At 70.0% G+C, this 7,084-nt stretch carries 7 protein-coding genes and 1 tRNA gene; 6 read left to right on the top strand and 2 right to left on the bottom strand.

The annotated features are described in order from the left end of the window. From AC1DY2_RS12425 to AC1DY2_RS12400, 6 genes are all read left to right on the top strand, one after another. Positions 1–425: LysR substrate-binding domain-containing protein (locus AC1DY2_RS12425; protein WP_476762709.1), on the top strand; the 425-nt coding region annotated here is incomplete at its 5' end. 72 nt (positions 426–497) lie between these two features. Continuing rightward, positions 498–2,012: a glutamate--tRNA ligase gene (gene gltX / locus AC1DY2_RS12420; RefSeq protein ID WP_476762708.1), complete on the top strand. Its 1,515-nt coding sequence runs from the start codon at positions 498–500 to the stop codon at positions 2,010–2,012. A gap of 100 nt (positions 2,013–2,112) precedes the next feature. Next, positions 2,113–2,184 (top strand) — tRNA-Gln (locus AC1DY2_RS12415). Between the two features lie 361 nt (positions 2,185–2,545). Next, positions 2,546–2,845: a DUF7882 family protein gene (locus tag AC1DY2_RS12410; RefSeq protein ID WP_476762707.1), complete on the top strand. Its 300-nt coding sequence runs from the start codon at positions 2,546–2,548 to the stop codon at positions 2,843–2,845. 223 nt (positions 2,846–3,068) lie between these two features. After that, a complete protein-coding gene (locus AC1DY2_RS12405) occupies positions 3,069–4,250 on the top strand; it encodes a flavohemoglobin expression-modulating QEGLA motif protein (RefSeq protein WP_476762706.1) in 1,182 nt (393 codons plus the stop codon). Next, complete coding sequence (locus AC1DY2_RS12400) at positions 4,247–5,245, top strand: ATP-grasp domain-containing protein (RefSeq protein WP_476762705.1); 999 nt, start codon at positions 4,247–4,249, stop codon at positions 5,243–5,245. The genes AC1DY2_RS12405 and AC1DY2_RS12400 overlap by 4 nt, the downstream gene beginning before the upstream one ends. Before the next feature lie 66 nt (positions 5,246–5,311). On the opposite strand, the gene AC1DY2_RS12395 is transcribed toward AC1DY2_RS12400, so the two are convergent. Together AC1DY2_RS12395 and AC1DY2_RS12390 are read right to left on the bottom strand one after the other, a co-directional pair. Next, positions 5,312–5,605 (bottom strand): DUF7882 family protein, encoded by a 294-nt coding sequence (locus AC1DY2_RS12395; protein WP_476762704.1) that lies wholly within the window; start codon positions 5,603–5,605, stop codon positions 5,312–5,314. A 162-nt stretch (positions 5,606–5,767) separates the two neighbouring features. After that, a partial coding sequence (locus tag AC1DY2_RS12390; RefSeq protein WP_476762703.1) for a nucleotide disphospho-sugar-binding domain-containing protein occupies positions 5,768–7,084 on the bottom strand: 1,317 nt, incomplete at its 5' end.

The following is a 7,084-nucleotide window of genomic DNA, read 5'->3' as shown; positions in this document are numbered from 1 at the left end:
GCGCGCGCGGGCTCGACGTGCGGGCGTTCGACGACGAGCCGATGCGGCTCGTGCTGCCGGCGGGACATCCGGCCGCGGCATCCGACGTCGTCGACCTGGCCGCCCTCRCAGGCGACCCCTGGATCGCCGGATGCCCGCGCTGCCGCGGCCACCTGCTGCAGCTCGCGGATGCCGCGGGCTTCGCGCCCCGCATCGCCTTCGAGACCGACAACTTCGTCGCCGTCGAGGGCATGGTGGCGCAGGGGCTCGGCGTGGCGCTGCTGCCCGCGCTCGCCCTGGCGGCGTCGCCGCGGCACCCCGGCGTCGTCACCCGTCCGACCGCGGGAGCCGACGTGCGGTCACTTCACCTCGTCACTGCGCGAGGCGCCGAACGCGTGCCGGCCATCGCCGCCACGATCGCGGCGCTCGAGTCCCTCGCGGCCTGACCAGACGGGTCGGAGCGGCGCCGACGTGCACGCGGCATGGCCCGGGTGCGGCGCTCGATAGCATGGTCGGGTATGTCCGAGACAGCTCACCCCATCACCACCGCCGCCGGCAGCGATGTCCGCGTGYGATTCTGCCCGTCGCCCACCGGCACGCCCCACGTGGGACTCGTGCGCACGGCCCTCTTCAACTGGGCCTACGCGCGCCACACCGGMGGCACCTTCGTGTTCCGCGTCGAGGACACCGATGCGGCCCGCGACAGCGAGGAGAGCTACGAGCAGCTGCTCGACGCGCTGACCTGGCTCGGGCTCGACTGGGACGAGGGCATCGGCATCGGCGGGCCGCACGCGCCCTACCGCCAGTCGCAGCGCGGCGACATCTACCGCGAGCTCATCGACCGGCTCATCGCCTCGGGCCACCTCTACGAGTCGTACTCGACCGCCGAGGAGATCGACGCGCGCAACGCGGCGAACGGTCGCCCCAAGCAGCTCGGGTACGACAACTTCGACCGCGACCTCACCGACGAGCAGCGCGCCGCGTTCCGCGCCGAGGGTCGCGAGCCGGCGCTGCGCCTGCGCGTGCCAGAGGTCGACCTCGGGTTCGACGACCTCGTGCGCGGCCGCATCGACTTCCCGATCGGCTCGACCATCGACTTCGTCGTGGTGCGCCCCAATGGCGCCCCGCTGTACACCTTCGTGAATCCCGTCGACGACGCGCTCATGGGCATCACCCACGTGCTCCGCGGTGAGGACCTGCTCTCCTCGACGCCGCGGCAGATCGCGCTCTACCACGCGCTCATCGACATCGGCGTGACCAGCTTCGTGCCGCGCTTCGGGCACCTGCCGTATGTCATGGGGGAGGGCAACAAGAAGCTGTCGAAGCGCGACCCCGAGTCGAGCCTGTTCCACCACCGCGAGCGCGGCTTCATCCCCGAGGGCCTCGTCAACTACCTGGCGCTCCTCGGCTGGGGCTTCTCCGCCGACCGCGACGTGTTCTCCCGGGAGGAGCTCGTGGCGGCGTTCGACGTCGTCGACGTCAACCCGAACCCTGCCCGCTTCGACCTCAAGAAGGCCGAGGCGATCAACGGCGACCACATCCGCCAGCTCGGCGTCGCGGAGTTCGCCGCGCGCACGGTTCCCTACCTCCAGGAGGCGGGCGCCGTCGAGACGCCGATCACCGCCGCCCAGGAGGCGCTCCTCGCGGAGGCCGCACCGCTCGTCCAGGAGCGCATCGGCCTGCTCGGCGAGGCGCCAGGCATGCTCCGCTTCCTCTTCACGGATGCCGCGGGCCTCCGCTACGACGATGACGCCCTCGCCGGCCTTCCGGCCGACGCGCCGGCCGTGCTCGCCGCCGCGCGCGAGGCGCTCGACCGGCTTCCGGCCGACGCGTGGGTCCACGACCAGATCGAGGAGGCCCTGCGCGGCGCCCTCGTCGACGGGCTGGGCCTCAAGCCGCGCGTCGCATTCGGCCCCGTGCGCACGGCGATCTCGGGTCGCCGTGTCTCGCCGCCGCTCTTCGAGTCGATGCAGATCCTGGGCAAGATCGACTCGATCGACCGCATCGACCGCCTCGCGGCCCGCCTCGGCTAGGCCTCGGCGGCGGGCTGTCGGCCGAGGCCGGCTCAGTTTGGTCGGGCCGCGGTCCGTAGGCTAGAGTTGCATGTCGGCGCGGGCTTCGGTCACGGGCCATTGGGGTATGGTGTAATTGGCAACACGGCGGTTTCTGGTACCGTTGTTCTTGGTTCGAGTCCAGGTACCCCAGCAAGTTCAGCAGCCCGGAACCCCGCACGAAGAGCGGGCATCCGGGCTTCTTGCGTCTCAGAGGGCGGATTCCGCGGGAGTCATCGCTTCCCTCCCGGGCAGGCGAACGAAGACGTTCGGAGCCGACCGTCTGTCCACGGCTTCGCTCGCGCACCTCGTGGGTTCGGGCGAGACGATGCAGGCCGTTCCTTCCTCGCCATCGGGTCCGCCGTCCGTCCGCGGTTTCCCGCGGCTCGCCGCGCGGCAGCGTATGGTCGGGGCCAGGACTCGGTTCCGTTGCGATGTTTCCCCAGAAGCCTCCTTTCGCCTCCCAGCACCTGCACCATGCAGGGCTCCTTCGATCCACGCCCGGGAGGCATGGAATGGGCTTCTTCATCTACGACAGCAGCCGCGAGGTCGCGGTCGACGACCGCACGCTCGTCCATCTGCAGGTCGTGATCATCGACAAGTTCCGCCGGAACGAGCGATTCGCGATGTCACTGTTCGATCAGAAACGACTCGTCACCGTGTGGATGACCCCCCAATCCCCATTGCAGTTCGTCTACGAAGGAAATCGTCAACCGAAGCTGAACCGGGTCTGGCTCGACCAGCTGTCCGACACCTCGGCGATGACCGGCATGCTCCAACTCATCCCTGAACCCGCGGAGCGTGTGCGCAGTTGATCCGGTAGCCCCGTCCGGGAAGTCGGAGGAATGTCAAGGGGTGGCGGACCGCGACGAGACCGGGCTAGATCGGTGCTGCCAGGTGGTGAGTGCAGCTTCAATCACGCGGTAGCGACCCGAACGCGAAACGGAGACACGCAGATGAGCAAGCCAACGGAGGGCATGCGCCCGACCGTGTCTGAGATCGCTCGGCGGGCCCGCAACGCGTCGGTGGGGTCGTGAGATGTCATCACCGACCGAGCAGCTGGCGCCCGCACTCGACATCGACGCCCGGCTCACCGAGATCGAGCGCCGCGTGAACCTCCTCGTCAACGTCACGCCACTCAACGCGGCGGAGGCGTGGGCGGACTTCGAACGCAGTGACTTCGGCACGGCCCCGACGCTTCGGCTGCGGCCGTTGGACTTCGATCCGGATCTGGCGCAGCGTGAGCTGTACGACCTCGAGGTCGAGAACGTGGACGACCCGGCGCTGCACACGCTCTTCCGTGCGAAGCGGGATGAGATCGCCCGGCAGATCACCGCAGTGGAGGACCGCGACACGTCACGGTTCCTCTACGGGTCGCTCCAGCTCTACGGAACGGTGGCACCGCCGCTGGCCGCTGCGGCGGCGGAGTTGCTCGAGACCATCCCACCGCAGGCGCCCAGCACCCAGACCGTCACGGCCGGGGCGTTCGCCGACGCGGCCCGTGCGGAGTTCGAGCGCTACCGCGCCGTCTACCCGGACTTCCCGGTCCGCGTGGAGGTGCGGGACGACATCTCCGAGCTGATGGTGTCGTTCGGCCACCTGCTCATCCCCGAGTCCGCGGTATTCCGCGCCGACCGGGTCGAAGCTCTCCTGCACCACGAGGTCGGCACCCACGTGGTCACCTACCAGAACGGTGCGCGGCAGCCACTGACCCTGTTGACCATCGGCCTGCCCGGCTACGACGAGACCCAGGAGGGGCTCGCCGTGCTCGCCGAGTACCTGACCGGAGGGTTGGACCCGCGGCGGCTGCGCGTGCTCGCCGCGCGAGTGGTCGCGGTCGGCAAGATGCTCGACGGCGCCGGCTTCCTGGACATCTTCGAGTCGCTGCGGGCTGACCACCGCATACCGGCACGGACCGCGTGGTCCATCGCCATCCGGGTGGTCGTCGGGGGCGGTTCGGTGAAGGACGCGATCTACCTTCGCGGGATCACGCGCATTCTCGACGCGCTCGCGGAGGGCAGCCGGCTCGACGCCCTGCTCGTCGGCAAGCTCGCATTGGACCACATCCCCCTGGTGCAGGACCTGCTCGACCGCGAGGTGCTCCACGCGCCCTGGGTTCGGCCACGCTGGCTGGACGTCCCCGGCGCGCAGGAGCGCCTGGAGAGGCTGCGCGCCGGCGCGACGGTCACCGACCTCTACGAGGGAGACGTGGCCGCATGAGGCTCGCATTCCTCGTCAACGACGTCGACACCGAGGTGGACGAGTACGCCACCACCCGACTCGCCAGGGCCGCAGCCCGGGGTGGGCATGAGACCTGGTATGTCGGCGTCGGTGACCTTGAGCTCGGCAGCAGCGACGGGCGGTTCGCGGCGACCGCTCGCGCCGCGAGGTGGAAGAGCGACGACACCCTCGCGAGCTTCATGGACGGAATCAAGGCGCGCGACGCCGAGCGGATCGTCATGGACCACCTTGATGCGGTCTTCCTGCGCAACGAGTCGATCGACGACCTGCAGGAGCGCCCCTGGGCCAGCCCGATGGGCGTGGTGTTCGGAAAGATGCTCGCGGACCGCGGTGTGACGGTGGTGAACGACCCGCACACCCTTCATCGGGCGACCAGCAAGCTCTACCTGGAGGAGTTCCCCGAGCAGGTCCGGCCGCGGTCGCTGGTGACACGCGATCCCCAGGCGATCGAGCGGTTCGTCGACGAAGTCGGCCACTGCGTCGTCAAGCCGCTGTACGGGGCCAAGGGCCGCAACGTCTTCATGATCGAGGGCCCGGGAGAGACCAACCTCGCGCAGATGACGGAGGCGGTCCTGCAGGACGGCTACGCCATCGTCCAGGAGTTCATCGACGGAGCAGAGGAGGGCGATGCCCGGATCTTCCTGCTGGAGGGCCGCATCCTCGAGCGCGACGGCAGGCCGGCCGCCTTCCGACGTGTGCCCACCGGCAACGACCCGCGCGCCAACATCAGCACCGGTGGTCGGTCGGTGCCGCTCGAGGTCGGCGAGGCGCAGCTCAGCATCGTCGAGGCGATCGGTGACAAGCTCGTCGCCGATGGCATGTTCCTCGTGGGCATCGACGTGATCGGCAGCCAGGTGGTGGAGATCAACGCGGAGAGTCCCGGCGGGTTCCAGAGCGTCGAGCGGCTCTACGACATCGACATCGCCGAGACCGTCATCGAAGCCCTGGAACGCCGCGCGAGCCCGGGCTCATGAGCCGTACCGCTCGGCGACGCGTGGCTCCGCGGCCTCGCTCGGGTTCTCGCGAGCGGCCCACTCGAATCACGTGATCTCGGTCGGCTCGTCGATGAGGCTGAGACCCCCGGTCGAGCTGGCCGCGAGAGACAGGATCTCAAGCCAGGCTCGGTTCAGCCCCGCAGAACGATTTCCGGAGTAGACGAACTCGAGGGGCGTCGCGGGCGTGACCCAGATGGATGCCTCGTGGGTCTCATCCCGAAGCCGCCACTCGAAGCTCTCACGCCGCCGCAACTTGTCCACGACGACGACCTGGAGGTGCGCGAGCGCACGGTCGTCGATCTCGAACCGCGACGACGAGTCGTAGATCAAGGTGCCCATGACGCCTCCAGCTTGCGCGCACTTCGATCGATCGAACGCAACGATCTCGGTGCCGAGTGGGACCGAGTGGGTCCGAGAGTAGCGTTCCGCCGATGTCGGGGAAAGTACACCAAGCAGATGTCCGATCGTGGACGTCGGTGAGCATCTTCTGTTTCAGGTGTTTCAGCCGGCCAGCGCGTCGAAGGCGCGTTCAGGCCCTGGCTTCGCGCGCTGGCGGGCCGACGCCTCGTGGAGGCGGGACCGAGCGCCCGACTCCGCCGCCATCGCCCACTCCAAGGCGGCGGCGAGCTCCTCGATCGACGCGGCGTTCGGGTCGAGCGCCACGCCGACGCCGCTCCGCTCCACCGCCGCCGCGCCCGCGAACTGGTCGGTGGAGAACGGCAGCACGACGAGGGGGACTCCGGATCCGACGGCCTCCGTGACCGAGTTGTTCCCGCCGTGCGTGACCGTGGCCGCGGCGGCGGCCAGCAGCCGCACCTGCGGCAGGTAGGGCCGCACCAGCCAGTCGGACGGCAGGGTACCGAGCTCCCCGGGCGGCGTCGATCCGCTCGCGACCGCCAGCCGCACCTCCGCCGACCGAGCCGCGTCGGCGACCCGCCCGAGCACGTCGCCACGCACCGAGAGGAAGCTGCCGAAGCTCACGTACGCGAACCGGCCCGCCTGCCCGATCCACGCCTCGACCTCGGGATCGACTCGCTCCGTCCRGAGCGTCGATCCCAGAAAGTGATGCGGGGGAAGGAGCGATCGTCGCTCCTCGTCGACGAGCTCGCCGGGGTAGTTGTACAGCACCACCGGGCCGTGCTCCGCGAACGCGTCCTGCGACGTGGGGAATCCGGTGTGGAGCTCGCGACCCACCCGGTTCCACTCGGCGGTGAACGCGGTGGTGACCTGCCCGCACCGCCGCCGGAGCTCGTCGAGCTCCCCGGGTTCGAGGTGGAACGCGGACGGCCACGCCGAGGGGCATCCGTAGACCTCGTCGCCGACTGGCAGGGCCGACGGATGCCCCAGCACGACATCCCCGTAGGAGAGGCCGGCGGAATCGAGCCCGAGGCGCGCGCTGAACGCGAGATGGTCGACGAGGATCTGGTCGGGCGCGACCGCCTCGACGATCCGCAGGGTGGCCCTGGCCGAGGCCGCGGGCTCCCACATGAGATCCACGAGTCGCTCGGCTGCCTGGTACTCGAGCGTCGCCACGGCCCCGCGGCGGGTCGCCTCGAAGAAGCCGCGCAGCGATGCCGCCTCGTCGCGGGGCTGGTCGTCCGTGGCGATGACGCCGGGGTTCGAACCACGACCCAGGCGCAGGTCCACTCGTTCGAAGCCGAATCCGGCGACGACCTCGGCCGTCGCCGGCCCGCTGGCGACCACCACCCGTTCACCCCGCGCCTGCCACGCCGTGGCGAGGGTCGCCAGGGGGAGCAGGTGCGAGGCGTAGTCGGGGCTGATGACGAGCAGCGTCATCGTGCCGCATCCAGCCGCTCG

The organism is Agromyces sp. P1_H4 (genome assembly GCF_056405255.1).
Note: the sequence above shows the minus strand (reverse complement) of the source record. Positions and strands in the feature narration are given on the sequence as shown.